This window comes from Rathayibacter rhapontici, assembly GCF_001995175.1.
In the GTDB taxonomy this organism is placed as follows: domain Bacteria; phylum Actinomycetota; class Actinomycetes; order Actinomycetales; family Microbacteriaceae; genus Rathayibacter.
Genome location: NZ_MUKN01000003.1, coordinates 50,694 through 67,548, shown reverse-complemented (window position 1 = coordinate 67,548; position 16,855 = coordinate 50,694). Strand labels below are relative to the sequence as shown.

The following is a 16,855-nucleotide window of genomic DNA, read 5'->3' as shown; positions in this document are numbered from 1 at the left end:
CGCGAGCGACGCCTGCACGAGCCCCTCGAGCTTGCGCTCGACGCGGGTGCGGCGCAGGTGCTGGCTGACGACCGCGATGACCAGCGCGATCAGCAGCAGGGTGTTGGCCGAGCGGATGTCGATGCCGACGCCGAGGTCGATCCGCTCGATCCCGGAGGAGAGCCGGGCGCCGTAGGCCAGCGCCACCAGACCGATGTTCAGGGCGAGCGCCAGGACGACGCGGCCCGGGCGGAGGGTCGGGCGCGGCACGTCCGGCACCTCGTCGAGCGTCAGCCACGCCTGCAGGTACTCGGTCCCGATCGAGAGCAGACCGTAGGCGAGCACCGCCGGGACGGCCGCGATGACCGGCCACCAGCCCGTGTGCGGGAAGAGGGAGAGCGTCAGGAGGAACGCGCCGCCCGAGAGGCTCGCGAGCCCGGTCAGGTAGACGATCACCGTCCACGGTCGGCGGCCGACGACGAGGAAGACCGCGAGCGCCAGGACCCACAGCACCAGCGCCTGGGGCCGCGGGACGTCCTCCGCGAGGAACGCGAGGACGGACACCCCGACTCCGAAGGTCACGGTGCCGATGCCGGAGGAGAGCTCGAGGCGGAACGGCGCGGTGATCCACATCGCGGCGAGCAGCACGAGGAACGGCAGTCCGAGCGCCGGCAGCGCGGTCGCGTTCGGCACCAGCAGGGCGAGGGCGAGGAGCAGCCCCGCGGCGCCGACGCCGAGGCGGAGGGCGCGGATCCGGGCGGACTGCCGGGCCGCCGCCCCGTTCGGCAGCACGATCGTCTCGTCGGCGCGCGCGCCCACGACTCCGTCACTCACTCGGACCCCCCGTGTCCGCTCTGGTGCGGATGCGCCCACTCTTGCAGACGGGCGGGGCGGAGGGCCCCTCCCCTGCGGGATCGGGACCGTCGCCCCGGCGACGCGCCCACGGCCTCAGCCGTGCACCGGGAGGCGCGCCGCGAGCAGCGCGCCTCCCGACGCGGAGGGCAGCAGCTCCAGCCCGCCTCCGTAGACCGCGAACTGGCGGGCGAGGCGGGCGAGGCCGTTCCACTCCGGAGCCTCGCCCGGGCCCCGGCCGTCGTCCTCGAGGGTCACCAGCACGGCAGGAGCGTCGTCGACCGCGAGCGTCAGTCGCACCGCGTCCGCCCCGCCGTGCTTGAGCGCGTTGGTCAGCGCCTCCTCGACCGTGCGCACGAGCAGCACCCGCTGCTCCAGCGGGACGGCGCGCTCCTCCACCTCCGCGTAGCGCTCGTCGATGTCGAGCTCGACGGCGATCTCGAGCGGCAGGCGGGCGACCAGGTCGCGCACCGCGGCGACCAGGCCGTGCTCGATGTCGACGGGGTAGAGCGCACCGCTCGCGGCCCGGATCCCGTGCTCGCGGAGCTCGTCGAGGCGGTCGGCGATCGAGGCGATGCGGGAGCGGTCCGCCGGCGCATCCGCCACCGCGCGCAGCTCGGCGCTGAGCACGACGAGCGTGTTCTGGAGCCGCCCGTGCAGGTTCTGCGCGACCTCGCGGCGCACGCGCAGCTCCTCCTCCTGCAGCGCCTGCACCGCCTGGACCGCCTGCAGCAGCACGCGGGCGTTCTCGCGCTCCTTCTCGCGCACCCGCCGGGCGGTGCGCACCAGCAGGAAGCCGAACGCGGTGGTCATGCCGATCACGGCGGCGCCGACGGCCAGCTCGATCACGAGGGCGTCGACCGCCTCGAGCGGGTACACGCCCGCCAGCACCTGCAGCGTGCAGCGCACGAGCGCGACTCCCCCCGCGAGGGCGACGACCGCGGGCACCGAGACGCGACGCGGGAACCGCTCGGGGCGCAGCACCGCGAGCAGCAGGACCGCCAGGGCGATCGCCGAGACGTTGACGCTCACCCGGACCACGACGTCCAGGACCGGCCCGCCCGCCACTCCGCGGACCGTCTGCGACAGGATGCCGAGCGCGAAGACCGCTTGCAGCGCGGCCAGCAGCGACAGCACGCCGCCCAGCAGCGAGACGACTCCGACCAGGATGCGGCTGTCCTGGCGGACGTCCTCGCGCGTCCGAGCAGTGCCGTCGACGAGGGTCATCCGGTGTGCTCGAGGAACTGCAGGGTCGCCTCGACCCGCGGATTGCGGGCGCCGTCGGCGCGCAAGCCCAGGCCCGCGTAGACCGCGTTGACGTGGTTGTCGACCGAGCGGACGGCGATGCCCAGCTTCTCGGCGATCGCCGCGTTCGTCAGACCGGCCGAGAGCCAGGTCAGCACCTCGTACTGACGGCGGCTGAGGGCGGCGACCGGCGAGTTGCGGCGGGCGGTGCGGGCCGCGACGAGAGCCGGATCCAGGACCGTCCGCCCGTCGGACGTCGCGCGGATCGCGGTCAGCAGAGCGGGGGTCGAGAGCGAGGACGTCTTCGAGAGGTAGCTCCAGCCGCGCGCCTCGGAGCGGTCGAGCCGGAGGAAGCGGTGCATCGCGTCGACCGCCGAGAGCAGCACGACGGCGAGCGCGGGGTTGCCGGCGCGCAGCTCGCGGCCCAGCTCGATGCCGTCGCCGTCGCCCAGCTCGATGTCGAGGATCGCGACGTCGAGCGACTCCGGCTGCAGCCGCTCCCGCGCCTCGGCGACGGAGGAGGCGTCGACGACGCTCCGGACGCCCGGCACCGAGCGCAGCACCGAGGCCAGCATCTGACGGTAGAGGGGCTGGTCGTCGACGACGGCCACCCTCAGGTCTCGCACGCCCCCCACGGATGTCACGGATCCATGATCGCGCATCGACACGGCGGCCAGGCGCGTCGGGACACCGGGTCTCACCCCCTCAGAAGGGGGCACCGGCGAGGGCGAGACCGAGGAGCGCCGCGGCGAGCGCCGCCGCCCACGTGCCCAGTCCGTAGGCGAGCGCGGCGGCCCGGCGACCCTCGAGCAGCATCCGCGCGGCCTCGACGCTCGCCGTGCTGAACGTCGTGAAGCCGCCCAGGAGTCCGGTGCCCAGCAGGATCCGCCACTCCTCGGCGACGACGCCCGCGAGGGCGAGGCCCGCGACGAGGCCCAGGAGGAGGGAGCCCGTCACGTTGATCAGGGCCGTGCCGATCGGCCAGCGCACGGGCACGAGCGAGCGGGCGACTCCGTCGACCACGAGGCGGGCGGCCGAGCCGACGCCGCCGGCCAGCGCCACGCCGAGGAGGAGGGCGAGGGGGCTCACTCCGCGGGCCCCCTCGCGGGTGCCGGGTCGTGGGGGCGGCCGTCCGGGCGCGCGGTCCGGCGCCGGTCGGCGAGCAGGATGCCGAGCACGGCGGCCGAGGTGCCGAGCACCAGCGTGATCCCGACGGCGAGCGCGGCCTCGGCGACGCGCCCCGCGGCGAGCAGCTCCGCGGTGTCGAGCGAGAAGGCGCTGTAGGTGGTGAAGCCGCCGAGCACGCCCGTGCCCAGCAGGAGCCGCAGGGTGCGGCGGCCGCCGTCGTCGGGACCGCGGCGGGCGAGCGACTCGAGCAGCACTCCCAGCAGGAAGGCTCCGACGAGGTTCACCGCGATGGTCGGCAGGGGCAGGCCGTCGACCGGAGGCAGCGCGAGCGCGGTGGCGTACCGGGCGGCGGTGCCGACGGAGCCGCCCACCGCGACGAGGAGGATCGGACCTGCGCGCAGATGCAGCGGTCGCGTCACTCCGCCAGATCCCACGGCACGCGGTGCGCCGGGTCGCGCTCGGCGCGGGGCACCACCACGACGGGCCGGTGCTGACGGTGCGCGAGGTGCACCGCCACGCTGCCGCTGAGGAACTCGGCGATGCTCGCGAGCACGCCGGCGTCGCGGGTGCCGACCACGATCATGCGCGCGTCGGTCCTCTCGGCCGCGTCGGTGAGTGCGAGCGCGGGCTCGCCCTCGGCGACCTGGAACGTGTGCTCGGCGCCGTCGAGGATCGACTCGACCTCGGCCACGAGGCTCGGCGGAGCGGTCGGGCCCTCGGTCGGACGGCCGCGTCCGACGACCGGGATCGCGCCGGTCATCGGATCGACGTACTCGCCGACGAGGTACGGGTCGGGAGCCGCGTAGAGCACGAGGAGCGGGGCGCGGAGGTCCTTCGCGAAGCGCGCGGCGGTGCGCAGGACCTCGGGACGCTGGCCCTCGACGACGCCGACGAGCACGGGACCGGTGGGGGTGGACTCGGTCATGGACGGCTCCTTCCCTTGCCCGACCATCCTGGCACCGGGCGCCGCGCGACGGGCCGTGATCCTTCCGTGATCTGCGGACGCCGCGTTAGACTCGCTCCTCGCCGGTGCCCGACCGGCCCCGCCGGTGGCCCCGAAGCCCCGCGGACGGACGATCCCGAGGAGTACGCGCGCGTGTCGAACCCTGGCGTTCCCGAGCATCCGGAGCGCGTGGAGGGGGCGGCACCGGTGCCGCTGACGCGGCGCGAGGCGCGAGCGGCGGAGGCCGCCGCGGCGGCCCGCGAGAGTGCGGACGCTCCTGCCTCGATCGCGACTCCCGCTCCTTCTGTCCCCGTGCGCGCTGCGGCCGCCCCGTCCCCCTCCGCCCGCACCGCCGCGTCGAGCACCCCCTCACTCACCCGCCGCGCGCTCGGATTCGCCACCTTCTCGATCGTCGGCGGCCTCGTCGCAACCACCGCGATCCCCGCGTACGGCACCCGCGGCACGACCGCCACCGCCTCGGGCGGAGCCGGCACCGCCGCGAACCGCGCGGGCGTGCAGAACCTCACCGTCTCCTCCGAGACCGCCGGGCAGACCGCCGTGCGCGACGCCTTCGCCGCGCCGACGCAGGCGCAGCTCGACGAGGCGAGCCGCCAGGCGGCCGTGCTCTCGGGCTCGAACGGCGGCCGGTTCACGACCGTGCAGACCCGCGCCGTCGGCGACGACTACCCGTGGCCCTACGAGACCATCGACGACGACGGCGGCGGACTCTCCCCCCTCGGCTACTACTACCGCGAGTGCGTCGACTTCGTCGCCTGGCGCCTCAACCGCGACGCCGGCGCCACCGCCGCGCCGTGGACGTACACCTGGGGGAACATCACCCCGATGGGCGGCAGCGCGTGGGAGTGGCCCGACAACTGGGCCGCCAAGGGCTGGGCGACGAGCAGCGTGCCGATCGCGGGCTGCGTCGCGTGGTGGACCTACAACCACGTCTCGTACGTGCAGAAGGTGAACGACGACGGCACCGTGCTCCTCGAGGAGTACAACTACGGCGGCAAGCACAGCTACGTGACGCGCACGTACCCGACGGCGCAGGTCCCCCTCTTCCTGTACCCGCCGGCGCTGTAGCGCTCGCGGCGGTGAGGACTGCCCAGGTGGGTAGTCCTACTCATCGACACGGGAGGGCGTAGTCCCTACAGTGAGCGGCACGCGGCCCCGGGCACCTTCGATGCGGCCGCGGCGTCCGGAACCACTCCTCACTGCCGAGAAAGGCGACCGATGTCGTCCCACGCCGCTCCTCGTCCGCTCGCCCGTCCACTGCTCGCACTGCTCGTCCTGCTGCTCCTGTTCGCGACGCTGCTCGCAGCGCCGCCCGCGCGAGCGGCGGAGGTGCTGGAGGCGGAGCCGAACGGATCGACCGCGACTGCTCAGCCGCTGGCGCTCGGAACGGGCGTCACCGCCGTCTTCGGGCCGTCCGGGGACTGCGACAACAACTTCTACGACTGCGACTTCTACCGGATCGCGGCACCGACCGCCGGGCGGCTCGTCCTCGACCTGCGGTTCTCCGACTCTCTGGGTACCGCCTCCTCGTTCGAGCTGGTGGTCCAGGACGCGCGGGGCGACTACATCTACACCGAGACGATCTCGTCGGCCGACTACGACGGGAGCCGGTTGCGCGGGCTCGGTATGTACGTGGACGCGGGCACGTCCTACGTCCAGCTGAAGACGCGTGTCGCTGGATTCAGCAGCGGATACATCTGGTCCGGCCAGGCCTACTCCCTGAGCGCGAGCCTGACTCCGGGCGTCGTCGAGACGGAGAAGAACGGCTCGACCGCGACGGCCGACGTCATCACCCTCGGACGAGCCATCGAGGGATCGATCTTCGACGGTGACTGCAACAGCTCGGACTGCGACTACTTCCGCCTCCAGCTCCCCTCCCCCGCACGGTTGAGCATCGACTTCCGGTTCGCGTGCGACCTCGGAACAGGGAGGGTCTACTCGGTCTCCTCCTACGACAACGTCGGGAACCGGCTGACGACAGCCGACCTCCAGGGCTCGGACTGCGGAGGGGAGACCCTGCGGGCCGCGACCGTCGCCGCTCCTGCCGGGAACGTGTACGTCCTCGTCTCCGCCCGCACGAACGGAGTCACCGCCGGCCTGCCCTACCGGCTCACCGTCGACCGCACCGACGTCCCCACTCCCGACGTCGATGTGAAGCGCCTCTCGGGCAGCGACCGGCAGGGCACCGCCGTCGAGATCTCGAAGGCGACCTTCGCACCCGGCGTCCCCGTGACCTACATCGCGACCGGAGCGAAGTTCCCGGATGCGCTGGCCGCCGCGCCCGCCGCAGCGACCCAGGGCGGACCCCTCCTGCTCGTCGACCGCGAGAGCATGAGCCCGAGCGTGAAGCAGGAGCTGGCCCGACTGAAGCCGCAGCGGATCGTCGTGGTCGGCTCCGCGCTCAGCGTCGGCGATGCACTCTACGCGGAGCTCGCCCGCTACGCTGGCGCGATCGAGCGGATCGGCGGCGTCGACCGCTACGACACGGCCGAGAAGATCGTGCGGTCGGCGTTCCCCTCCGGCGCCTCGAAGGCGTGGATCGCGACCGGCGAGAAGTTCCCCGACGCCCTCGGTGCCAGCGCGGCCGCCGGCGCGGTCGACGCTCCGGTGCTGCTCGTCAACGGCGGGGCGACCTCGGCCGACCCGCGCACCGGCCGGTTGCTGACCGATCTCGGTGTCGGATCGCTCACGATCGCGGGCAGCGCGCTCTCGGTCAGCGAGGGCATCAGGACCTCGCTGCCGGTGCCGGCGACGCGCATCGGCGGCTCCGATCGCTACGACACCTCCGAGCAGCTCAACCGCGCCGCGTTCTCCTCGGCGAGCACCGTGTACTTCGCCACCGGCGAGAACTTCCCCGACGCCCTCGCGGGCGCCACGGCGGCGGGATTCACGAGCAGCCCGCTCTTCGCGGTACGGCCGGACTGCGTGCCGCCGAAGGTGCTCCAGGACGTGACCGCGCTCGGAGCCGACACGGTGATCCTGCTCGGAGGCACAGGGACCCTCTCGGACCGGGTCGCGCGACTCGTGTCCTGCTGAGGCCGGTCCCGGTCGCCCGTCCGCGAGGCGCCGCTCCGGTACGCCGTCGTCGGCGTGCCGGGGCGGCCTCTCGTCGTCAGGGCAGCAGGGCCAGGAGGGTGTCGAAGGCCGGGCTGCGCGGGTCGACGAGGTCGTCGTGGCCGGTCGCGGCGAGCTCGATCAGGCGCGCGGACGGATGCCGAGCCGCGTAGGCGCGGCTGAGGGCCGGTGGGACATCGGGGTCGTCGGTGCCGTGCACGAGGGTCACGGGCATCGGGGGAATCGGCAGCTGCAGCGGATCGGCCGGGGCGAGCGGCCGGTCGCCGAGCAGCTCGAGCACGGCGTCGTCGCTGAGGTGCAGCTCGGCGGCGGCGCGCAGGTCGGCGACTCCGGCGAGCGCCACGACCGCCTCGACGTGGGGCGACGGATGCGCGGCCTGCGACCACAGGGCGAGATGCCCGCCGGCGGAGTGGCCGACGAGCGTCGCCCGCGGCGCCGCGCCCACGAGAACGGGCAGGGCTGCGAGGAACGCGACGACGTCGGCTCCGGTCCCCGGCCAGCCGCCTCCGGGATCGCCGACCCGGCGGTACTCGGGCAGCAGCACGTCGTACCCGCGGTCGGCCAGCGCCGCGGCGAGCGGACGGAGGTGCGTGCGATCCCATCGTGCTCGCCAGAACCCGCCGTGCACGAGCACGACGAGTCCGCGGCCGGATGATCGCGGGGCGTAGCGGTCCGCGATCTGCTGCGCAGCCGCTCCGTAGCGCAGGACCGCGTCAGGCACGCGCGCCACGAGGTCGAGGAGGTCGGTCACCCCGGCACTCTAGGCGGCCGGGCTCCGGGTGTCGCGGGTCTCGATGCGCGCCAGCGGCGCTGGTCGACCAGCAAGGGAAGGGGCGCCGCCTCCCCTTGCTGATCGAGTGACCCGCGCAGCGGGCGTATCGAGATCCACCGACTCCGGACCTGGCGGGTCTCGATACGCGCTTGCGGCGCTACTCGACCAGCGGGGGGGCGTCAGCTCTCGAACCAGCCGCGGGGGTGGTGGTCGGCCGTGAGCGGGGTGCGCTCGCGGGTCGGGCGGGCCCAGCGGACGGCGTTCGCCAGCACGCGCTTGATGTCGGGGTGGTGGTAGACGGGGTAGTCCTGGTCGCCGGGCGAGAAGTAGAACACCTTCCCGAGGCCTCGCGTGTAGGTGACTCCCGAGCGGAACACCTCGCCACCGGTGAACGTCGAGAGGAACACCGTCTCCTCCGGCACGGGGATGTCGAAGTACTCGCCGTACATCTCCTGCTGCGGGATCACGATCGGGCTCGGAACGCCCTGCGCGATCGGATGCGTCGGAGCGATCGTCCAGACCAGCTCGCGGTCCTGGTCGTTGCGCCACTTCAGCGAGCAGGTCGTGCCCATCAGGGCCTGGAAGATCTTGGAGTAGTGGCCGGAGTGCAGCACCAGGATGCCCATCCCCTCCTGCACGTGCCGCAGCACCCGTTGCACCACCTCGTCCGACACCTCGCCGTGCGCGATGTGGCCCCACCAGAGAAGCACATCGGTGCGCGCCAGTGCCTCCTCGGTGAGACCGTGCTCGGCCTCGGGGAGCGTCGCGGTGCGCACCGCGACTCCGTCGCCGAGCGAGTCGGCGAGACCGTCGGCGATGACGCGGTGGATGCCCTCGGGGTAGTGCTTCATCACGGTCTCGTCGCCGCGGGTCTCGTGGCGGAACTCGTTCCAGACGAGGACCTCGACGGGTCCGGCCGGGGTGGTCGCGGGGGTCGTCTCGAGAGCGCTCATGCGACCTCCACCTCCTTCTTCTCGGCGGCGGAGCGGTAGATCGCGTCGATCACGCGGCTGCGGTGCAGCGCGTACTCGCCGTAGTGGCCGGAGTAGCGGGGGCCGCCCGCAGGCGCGTCGGCTCCCGAGGCGATCGCGTCGAGGAACTCGGCGATGACCGAGCGGTGGTGGCCCGACGGCACCGGGATGGTCGGGCGGGAGGTGGTCGGGGCGCCGGCGACCTCCGAGTAGAGGGTCACGGTGCCCTCGGTCGCGTAGTCGGCGACGTGCAGTCGGGCACCGCCGGCGGATCCGAGGAGCTCGACCTCGATGTCCTCGTCGACCTTGGAGTAGCTGGCCCACGAGGCGTCGAGCTGCAGGCTGCGCCCGTTGTCCAGGCGCAGGAGCGCGCTCGAGAAGTCCTCCACCTCGAACGCGTGGGTGCCGCTCGCGGCGACTCCGTAGGGGCGGCCGCCGCGTCCGGAGCGGCCGATCTCGCCGTAGGCGACGGCCGAGACGCTGGTCACGCGCGGCTCGTCGAGCAGGTGCAGCGCGATGTCGAGGACGTGCGAGCCGAGATCGATCAGCGGGCCGCCTCCGGCCAGCGCCTTGCTCGTGAACCAGGAGCCGATCCCGGGGATCCCGGTGCGCCGCTGCCAGCTCGCGCGCGCGTGGTAGACGTCGCCGAGCGGAGCGTCGTCGAGGTAGCGGCGGAGGTAGGCGACGTCGGCGCGGCGGCGGTGGTTGTAGGCGATCTCGAGCACGCGGTCGGCGATGCGCGCGGCCTCGACCATCTCGGCGGCGAGCTCGGCGGTCGTGGCGAGCGGCTTCTCGCAGAAGACGTGCTTGCCGGTCGACAGCGCGGCGACCGCGATCGGGTGGTGCAGATGGTTGGGCACGCCGATCGAGACGACGTCGAGGTCGTCGCGCGCGACGAGGTCCTCCCAGTCGGAGTAGAGATCGGGGACGCCGCGCGTCGCGCCGAGTTCGCGCAGGCGCGCCTCCTCCTGGCCGGCGAGGGCGACGACGCGCGCGCCCGGCAGGGCCTGGAAGGCGTCGAGATGGGTGGTGCCGGCGAAGCCGAGGCCGACGACGCCGACCCGGAGCTCGGAGGTGTTCTCAGTCATGCTCGAAGCCTAGTCGAATTGATTCGAGTGCTGGATAAACTCTGCGGGGCGTTCGGGTGGACGCTGGGGGCTCGACGTCGATCGAGTGGGCGCCAGGCGGGGCCTGCACGGCGCGCAGGGCCCGGTCGGCGACGACTCGAGCGGGCTCGCGGTGCCGACTCGGCGGGGAACGGGTCCCGGCGGAGGGGTGGCGCCCGGTTCGCGTCCTCTCGCAGGGGACGAGCCGCCTCGGCTGATCGAGTAGACCGCGCAGCGTGCGTATCGAGATCCACCAGCGCTGGAGGACGGGGGTCTCGATACGCGGCGTGCCGCCGCTACTCGACCAGCGGAGGAAGGGGCGGCCCCGTTCTCGCTGATCGAGCAGGCCGCGCCGCGGGCGTGTCGAGATCCACCAGCGCTCGAGGTGGGCGGTCTCGATACGCGGCCAGCGAAGGGGAGGGCGGGCCACCCTCGCTGATCGAGTAGCGCGCGCAGCGCGCGTATCGAGATCCACCAGCGCTCGAGGAGGGCGGTCTTGATACGCGGCCTGCGAAGGGCGGGGCCGGCGCTGGCAGCATGAAGGCATGAGCGCAGTCGAGCAGCGGGCCGGGATGGACGACGACGAGGTCCTGCGGCGGCTGCCGAAGACGGAGCTGCACTGCCACTTCGCGTCGACCATGAGCGCCGCGCACCTGATCGCCTCCGCCGACCGCTACGGGGTGGAGCTGCCGTCGGCGGACCCGGCGACGCTGTTCGACTTCGCCGACCTGCAGGAGTTCCTCGTCGCGTTCCGGGCCGCGCACCGGGTGCTGCGGACTTCCGCCGACCTCGCGACCGTCGCCTACGACGGGGTGCGCGCGGCAGCGGCGCAGGGGCTGCGCTACCGCGAGTACGCGATCAACCCGCAGTACTTCGCCGACGCGGCCTACCTCGGCTGGAGCGGGCTCGGGTACGCCGACGTGCTCGATCCGATCCTCGACGGGCTGCGCGCCGCGGAGGCCGACCTCGGCGTCGGCTTCAGGATCGTCGTGGCCGTGAACCGGAGGGAGCCGGCGGGCAGCGCCGTCGAGCTGGTCGAGACGATGCGCCGCCACCCGCGCGAGGAGGTCGTCGCCCTCGGCATGGACGATCTGACGCCCGAGGGCACGGAGGATCCCGGCCGGTTCCGCGAGGCGTTCGCGCTCGCGCGCCGCTCGGGGCTGGCACTCACGGCCCACGTCGGCGAGACGGACCGGTCCGAGCCGGACTCCGTGCGGATCGCGATGGACGTGCTGCGGGTCGACCGCATCGACCACGGCTACCGGATCCTCGACGACCCGGATCTGGTCGCGAGAGCCCGGGACTCCGGCATCGGATTCACGACCACGCCGGTGTCGACGACGATCTGCTCGGGCTGGACGCTCGACCCGCAGCACCGGATCGCGGCGATGGTGCGGGCCGGGCTGCGCGTCACGGTGTCGACGGACGACGCCGTGTTCTTCCGCACCGACATCGGCCGCGAGTACCGCGAGGCGCTGCCCGCACTGGGGCTCGGACTCGAGGACGCCTGCACGATCGCACGGAACGGCGTCGAGGCGGCGTTCTGCCCGCCGGAGCAGAAGGCGCGGCTGCGGGAGGAGTTCGACGCGGTGATCGCCGGGCTGCTGGGCGAGCGCGACGGCGCCTCGAAGCGCACCGACCCGCAGAAGTAAGGCTCAGCGCAGCCGATCCGTCGCATCGACGCGGATCGATCCCCTCAGCCTTGGTTCTGCTGACGATCCGGCGGCAGGCGCGCCAGCAGGTCGGCGTGGCCGCGCACGCGCACCGCATCCACGCCCGCGTCGTCATCGAGCGAGATCAGCAGGATCTCGAGGCCCCGCCAGAACGCCACGATCTCGCGCGCCAGCACCGGCACCTCCTCCGGCGGCACGCCCGACTCGGCGAGCGCCCGGCGCAGCTCCGGCTGCAGGAACTCGTCGAAGCGGCCGCGCGTCGCCCGCCACTCCTCGGCCTGCTCGAACGCCGCGAGCCCGAAGACCTGGAAGAACAGCCGCAGGTAGGGCCGGTTGCCCGCCGAGGCGAGCGCCTCCCACGAGCGGTCGAGGCGCTCGTGGAGCGGGCGGCCGGGCACCAGGAGCTCGTCGGCCGCGCGCTGCATGTCGGGGAAGCGCACGGCGGCGGCGACGAGCGCCTCCGACAGCAGCTCGGCGCGGGAGCCGAAGTAGTACAGCAGCATGCGGTTGTTCGAGTCGGCCGCGCGGGCCAGAGCGCGCAGCGACACGTTCGCCACGCCGTGCTCGAGGATGTGCCCGACGATGCTCTCGAGCAGGAGCGCGCGCCTCGTCGGAGCTGTCGTCATCGCGTCGCTCCCCTCGGCCGGACCCGCGTCAGCGTAGCGGCACCCTGCCGCGTCCCACGAGCCGTGGTGTATCCATGGGCGGGAGCACGGCGCACGAGCGCCGCGCCGCACAGGAGGGGGACGCGATGGCACCGCCGCGCAGGAAGGCCACGCTGCTGGCCGTCGCCGAGCGCGCCGGAGTGTCGCTGAAGACCGCGTCGAACGTCCTCAACGACACCGGCCGCATGGCCGACGAGACGCGCCTGCGCGTGCAGGCGGCGGTGGACGAGCTGGGCTACACCGTCAACGTCGCCGCGAGGAACCTGACCCGCGGGCGCACCGACTCCGTCACGCTGGCGGTGCCGACCCTGAAGGCCGCCTACCTGGCCGAGCTCGCCGAGGTCGTGGTCGACACCGCGCGCCGGAGGGGTCTCGTCGTCTACGTGACGACGTATCCGGACGAGGGCCGCACCGGGTCCCGCCGGCTGCTGCAGCAGTTCAACGCGCAGCTCACCGACGGGCTGCTGCTCTCGCTGTCCGAGCACGAGACCCTCGATCGCGAGGCGCTGGACGTGCCGTATCCGCTGGTCTGCCTCGGCTCGCGGAACACCTACGGCCTGACCGACCGGGTGACCACCGACGACGTCGACGACGCCCGCACCGCCACCGCGCACCTGCTCGAGCGCGGCAGCACGTCGATCGCGGTGGTCGGCGCGCACGTGCCGTTCGACGCCGCGGGCCTCGGCGCCGCCCGCGAAGGCAACGCCGAGCTGCGCCTGCGGGGGGTGCTCGAGGAGGTGACCGCGTGGGGCGGCACTCTCGATCCGCGACTGGTCGGAGTGACGGGCTACGACTGGACGATCGGCTCGGGGTTCCGGGTCGCCCGCGATCTCATCGAGACCGGCCTGCCGTTCGACGGTCTCGTCTGCCTCAACGACGGCCTGGCGATCGGAGCGGTCTCGGCGCTGCGCGAGGGGGGCCTGCGGCTCCCCGAGGACGTCCAGGTCATCGGCTTCGACGACGTCGAGGAGTCCGCGTACCTGAATCCGCCGCTCACGACGATGGACTCGCGGATCGACTGGATCGCGGAGACCGCGCTCGACAAGCTGATCGCCCGGATCGACCGCGCGGCGGGCGCGCCGACCACCGAGTTCGCCCGCTCGAAGGTGATCGAGCGCGCGACGACGAGGACCGTCGGAAAACGCTTCTTGCGGTCGGAGGCGTCCTCGGTCTAGATTCGCCCCCGTGGTACAGCGCTGTACCACGTAGGACCTGCGACGACGGAGGACTCCCTTGACGCGATCGATCCCACGATCGACCACCCGCCCGGCCACCCGGCCCGCGACTCGACGGCTCACCGCCCTCGTCGCGGCGCTGCTCGCCGGACTGCTCGTGCTCACCGGCCAGACCTCCGTGTCGAGCGCCGAAGCCGCCGAGGTGCAGACCTCCACGGTCGCCTTCACCGACACGACGACCGTCCGCGGCACGCCGCTGAAGACCTTCTACGAGGGCGCCTGGTCGAAGAACAGCACCCACACCTGGGCGAGCGCCGGAGCCGCGTTCGAGATCACGTTCACCGGCGAGACCGTCGCCCTCTCGGGCCGCAAGGCCACCACCAACGGCACGGCCGACGTCTTCGTCGACGGAGTCAAGGTCGGCTCGGCCGACTACCGCGGCGCCCGCTCGACCACCACGGTCCCGATCTTCAGCCACACCGGCCTCCAGCCGGGCGAGCACGTCCTGCGCGTGGTCACCGTGGGCTTCATCAACCACGCCTCGGCCGAGTTCACCGCCACGACGCCGGTCGACGAGCGGGCTCGCCTCACGGAGACGATCGACCGGCTGAGCGCCTCGGCCGCCGACGACTTCACGGCCTCCTCCTGGGCCGCCTTCTCCGCGGAACTCACGACCGCCACAGCGGTCCGCGACTCCGCCACCGCCACGGACGCCGAGCTCGTGGCGCCCGCGCCGACCTCGAGCAGGCCGAGACCGCCCTGGTGCGCGTCTCGGGGCTGCGCGAGATCCTCGAGCAGTACCGCACCCGCGTCCCCTCCGCCTACACGGCCGACTCGTGGGCGCCCTTCGCCGCCGCGACCGTGACGGCCGGCGACGTGCTGGACGACCCGGCCGCGAGCGCCTCCGCCGTGGTCGCCGCGAAGAACGGCCTGCAGACGAGCGCCGCGGCACTCGACCCGCTGTCGGACGGCGACCTGCAGACCATCGAGAACAACCGCTTCTGGCTCGACACCGCGGGCGACCCGATCTTCTCGCAGGGCGGCGGCATCTTCCGCTTCGGCGACCGCTACTACTGGTACGGCGTCGAGTACACCGGCTCGCAGCAGTACTACGACTCCCCCACCCGCACCTACACGCGGGCGGGCGAGGTCGACTTCGTGGCCGTGACCGCGTACTCCTCCGAGGACCTCGTGAACTGGACGTTCGAGAACGACGTCGCCACGAAGGACACCCCGCTGCACATCCCGACGTCCAAGGACGTCTCGGGCTCCTACTTCTCGGACATGGAGACGCTCGCCGACGCCGTCTGGATCGGGCGCCTCGGAGTCGCCTACAACGAGAACACGGGACGCTACGTGCTGCTCACCCAGTTCGAGAGCCCGGACCCCGCCCGGATCACCAACGCCGGCGTGCTGTTCCTCAGCGGCGACTCCCCCGTCGACGACTTCGAGTACGCGAACCTGCAGACCCACATCCCCGGTGTCTACAACAACCCGAACAAGCCCGGCTGGAACCAGGGCACCGGCGACCAGACCGTCTTCACCGACGACGACGGCTCGGACTACCTCGTCTTCTCGTACCGCGACGGCCGCAGCCGCACCTACGTCGGGAAGATCGCCGAGAGCGACTCGCTCTCGGTCGAGACCGCCGTCGAGGTGTACCGCGGCGCGGGCCGCGAGGGCAACGCGATGTTCAAGCTCGACGGCCAGTACTACGTCGCGAGCTCGGACCTGCACGGCTGGAACACCTCGCAGACCTACCTCGTGCGCTCGCTCGAGGGACGGATCCAGGGCCCCTACTCGAGCATGTACGTGCTGCCGGGCACCGAGAAGGACTACAGCCACGTCACGCAGAGCGGCTTCTTCCTCACCGTGCAGGGCACCGAGCAGGACACCGTGATCTACGCCGGCGACCGCTGGGCCGACTTCGCCTGGAACGGCCTCGGCTACAACCAGTGGGTGCCGCTCTCCGGCACCGGCGCCGACGTGTCGTTCAACTCGCTCAGCGAGTGGGAGATCAACGCCCGCACCGGCGAGTGGGAGGTGGGCGAGGGCAACAACTGGATCCTCAACCCCGACTTCGCGGCCGACCGGATCGCGGTGACGACGATCACCGGATGGACGCAGGTCGCCGACCCCTCCTCCGCCACCACCGCCTTCGTGCAGAACACCTCGCCGGGCGCCGACGGCTCCCGCTTCGCCCTCCGCCTCGGAGCCGCGCAGGCCTTCTCGGGCGGCGTGCAGCAGGAGGAGGAGGTGCCCGCGGGCGTCTACGCGCTGGCCCTGAAGGCGAGCAACCCGGGCGGCCTCACCGCCGCGCAGGTGTCCGTCACCGGCGCCGACGGCGTCGCGCACACGACCGCGATCCCCGTGACCGGCGGATGGGCGGACGTCGCGTCCGAGCAGTTCGTCCTGCCGGCCGGCACCGCCCGCGTCGCGATCACCGCGACCGGCACCGGCGGCCAGTCCGTGAGCGTGGACGCGCTGTCGCTGCGGAAGCAGAGCGTCGACACGGCGCCGCTGCAGGCCCTCGTCGACGTGACGGCCGGCCTCGTGCCCGCCGACTCCACGGCCGGCTCCTGGGCTCCGTTCGCCGAGGCCCGAGCGGAGGCGACCGCCGTGCTCGCCGGTCCGGCGACGCAGGCGGCCGTCGACGCCGCCCGCGCCGCGCTGGAGTCGACCCGCGCCGCGCTCGTCCCCGCCGTCCGCTCGATCGTCGTCGCTCCGGCGACGGTGCTCGTGCCGGTCGGAGCCGCATTCGACCCCGCGTCGGTCACGGTCACCGCGACCCTCGCCGACGGCAGCACCCGCGCCCTCACCGCGAGCGAGTACCGGGTCACCGGGTTCGTGACGACGACGGCGGGCGCGCGCACCGCGACCGTCGCGGTCGTCCCGGCGCTCCTCGCCGAGGGGGCGACCGTCGAGGCCCGCCTCACCGTCTCGGTGCTGCCGGCCTGGAACGCGAAGGCCGTGTACCAGAAGGGTGCGGCGGTGCTCTACGCCGGATCCGAGTGGCGCGCCTCCTGGTACTCGAGCAACCAGAAGCCGGGCGATGTGAACGGACCGTGGCAGCAGATCCTGACCGCACCCGACGGCACCGCGATCTGGACCGCCTCGCGCATCTTCGACACCGGCGACGTCGTCGTCCACCAGGGCCAGCGCTTCCGCGCCGAGTGGTGGACGCGCAACCAGGCCCCCGGCGACCCGTACGGCCCCTGGCAGCCCCTGCGCTGACCTCCCCCCGCTCGCACTC

General features: G+C 73.1%; 15 protein-coding genes. 6 read left to right on the top strand and 9 right to left on the bottom strand.

What is annotated here, in order from left to right:
- Positions 1 to 927: 927 nt before the first annotated feature.
- The 5 genes from B0T42_RS01720 to B0T42_RS19830 all read right to left on the bottom strand — a co-directional run bounded on the left by B0T42_RS01720 (position 928) and on the right by B0T42_RS19830 (position 4,129).
- Positions 928 to 2,058 (bottom strand): sensor histidine kinase, encoded by a 1,131-nt coding sequence (locus B0T42_RS01720; protein ID WP_077221697.1) that lies wholly within the window; start codon positions 2,056 to 2,058, stop codon positions 928 to 930.
- Positions 2,055 to 2,720 (bottom strand): response regulator transcription factor, encoded by a 666-nt coding sequence (locus B0T42_RS01715; protein WP_236720055.1) that lies wholly within the window; start codon positions 2,718 to 2,720, stop codon positions 2,055 to 2,057. The genes B0T42_RS01720 and B0T42_RS01715 overlap by 4 nt, the downstream gene beginning before the upstream one ends.
- Positions 2,721 to 2,781: 61 nt before the next feature.
- Positions 2,782 to 3,165: a CrcB family protein gene (locus B0T42_RS01710; RefSeq protein ID WP_077221696.1), complete on the bottom strand. Its 384-nt coding sequence runs from the start codon at positions 3,163 to 3,165 to the stop codon at positions 2,782 to 2,784.
- Positions 3,162 to 3,623: a fluoride efflux transporter CrcB gene (crcB, locus tag B0T42_RS01705; RefSeq protein ID WP_094742653.1), complete on the bottom strand. Its 462-nt coding sequence runs from the start codon at positions 3,621 to 3,623 to the stop codon at positions 3,162 to 3,164. Before crcB ends, B0T42_RS01710 begins: the two co-directional genes overlap by 4 nt.
- A complete protein-coding gene (locus B0T42_RS19830; RefSeq protein ID WP_158078011.1) occupies positions 3,620 to 4,129 on the bottom strand; it encodes a universal stress protein in 510 nt (169 codons plus the stop codon). Before B0T42_RS19830 ends, crcB begins: the two co-directional genes overlap by 4 nt.
- A gap of 171 nt (positions 4,130 to 4,300) precedes the next feature.
- Between B0T42_RS19830 and B0T42_RS19825 the strand changes: the two genes are divergently transcribed.
- Positions 4,301 to 5,233: a CHAP domain-containing protein gene (locus tag B0T42_RS19825; RefSeq protein ID WP_158078010.1), complete on the top strand. Its 933-nt coding sequence runs from the start codon at positions 4,301 to 4,303 to the stop codon at positions 5,231 to 5,233.
- A gap of 150 nt (positions 5,234 to 5,383) precedes the next feature.
- Positions 5,384 to 7,201 carry a cell wall-binding repeat-containing protein gene (locus B0T42_RS01690; RefSeq protein WP_077221693.1) on the top strand — a complete coding sequence of 606 codons (1,818 nt, stop codon included), beginning with the start codon at positions 5,384 to 5,386 and terminating at the stop codon, positions 7,199 to 7,201.
- 76 nt (positions 7,202 to 7,277) lie between these two features.
- Here B0T42_RS01690 and B0T42_RS01685 read toward each other — a convergent pair whose 3' ends face one another.
- From B0T42_RS01685 to B0T42_RS01675, 3 genes are all read right to left on the bottom strand, one after another.
- A complete protein-coding gene (locus B0T42_RS01685) occupies positions 7,278 to 7,991 on the bottom strand; it encodes an alpha/beta hydrolase family protein (protein ID WP_077221692.1) in 714 nt (237 codons plus the stop codon).
- 200 nt (positions 7,992 to 8,191) lie between these two features.
- Positions 8,192 to 8,965, bottom strand: a complete 774-nt coding sequence (locus B0T42_RS01680; protein WP_077221691.1) for a ThuA domain-containing protein — start codon at positions 8,963 to 8,965, stop codon at positions 8,192 to 8,194.
- Positions 8,962 to 10,071, bottom strand: coding sequence for a Gfo/Idh/MocA family protein (locus B0T42_RS01675; protein ID WP_077221690.1), 1,110 nt, complete (start codon positions 10,069 to 10,071; stop codon positions 8,962 to 8,964). The genes B0T42_RS01680 and B0T42_RS01675 overlap by 4 nt, the downstream gene beginning before the upstream one ends.
- Before the next feature lie 563 nt (positions 10,072 to 10,634).
- Here B0T42_RS01675 and add point away from each other — a divergent pair.
- The gene (add, locus tag B0T42_RS01670; RefSeq protein WP_077221689.1) at positions 10,635 to 11,741 is read left to right on the top strand and encodes an adenosine deaminase; all 1,107 of its coding nucleotides are present in this window, start codon (positions 10,635 to 10,637) and stop codon (positions 11,739 to 11,741) included.
- A 44-nt stretch (positions 11,742 to 11,785) separates the two neighbouring features.
- Here add and B0T42_RS01665 read toward each other — a convergent pair whose 3' ends face one another.
- A complete protein-coding gene (locus tag B0T42_RS01665) occupies positions 11,786 to 12,388 on the bottom strand; it encodes a TetR family transcriptional regulator (RefSeq protein WP_077221688.1) in 603 nt (200 codons plus the stop codon).
- A gap of 125 nt (positions 12,389 to 12,513) precedes the next feature.
- Between B0T42_RS01665 and B0T42_RS01660 the strand changes: the two genes are divergently transcribed.
- From B0T42_RS01660 to B0T42_RS01650, 3 genes are read left to right on the top strand one after another with little or no spacing between them, the layout of a single operon-like run.
- On the top strand, positions 12,514 to 13,602 hold the full coding sequence (locus B0T42_RS01660) for a LacI family DNA-binding transcriptional regulator (RefSeq protein WP_094742656.1): 1,089 nt from the start codon (positions 12,514 to 12,516) through the stop codon (positions 13,600 to 13,602).
- Between the two features lie 58 nt (positions 13,603 to 13,660).
- Positions 13,661 to 14,467: a hypothetical protein gene (locus tag B0T42_RS01655; protein WP_077221686.1), complete on the top strand. Its 807-nt coding sequence runs from the start codon at positions 13,661 to 13,663 to the stop codon at positions 14,465 to 14,467.
- Positions 14,365 to 16,836 carry a carbohydrate-binding protein gene (locus B0T42_RS01650; RefSeq protein ID WP_077221685.1) on the top strand — a complete coding sequence of 824 codons (2,472 nt, stop codon included), beginning with the start codon at positions 14,365 to 14,367 and terminating at the stop codon, positions 16,834 to 16,836. The genes B0T42_RS01655 and B0T42_RS01650 overlap by 103 nt, the downstream gene beginning before the upstream one ends.
- The last annotated feature ends 19 nt before the right edge of the window (positions 16,837 to 16,855 follow it).